At 44.3% G+C, this 348-nt stretch carries 1 protein-coding gene; it reads right to left on the bottom strand.

Annotation, left to right across the window (positions count from 1 at the left end):
• Window positions 1–32: 32 nt before the first annotated feature.
• On the bottom strand, window positions 33–348 hold a 316-nt coding region (locus ACTRWI_RS22765; protein WP_499133948.1), incomplete at its 5' end, for an IS30 family transposase.

The following is a 348-nucleotide window of genomic DNA, read 5'->3' as shown; positions in this document are numbered from 1 at the left end:
GAATTCAAGTCCGAAGTGCGACAGTTCGCCATTTAAGCAGCCATACACATTTCTTTGAATATGACGGCTGGTTGCCTAAAGCCTAAGCACTTCTTCGGCCTAAAATTAATTCTCGCCATCGCAAGCGAGATAACATCATCTCCCAGCTCCCGTATGTTCGACCCTTTACGTACATATTGGCGTAGTAGTCCATTTGCATTTTCATTTGCACCACGCTCCCATGAACTGTATGGATGAGCGAAGTAAAACTCTGTTTCTAAAGCCTCTGAGATTGCTTCATGATTCGCAAACTCTCGACCGTTATCTGCCGTGATTGTATGGACATGGTCTTTGTAAGGCTTTAACAAG

The organism is Pseudoalteromonas sp. G5_S1_14_S5 (assembly GCF_054968605.1).
This window is presented reverse-complemented; position numbering and strand designations above follow the sequence as displayed.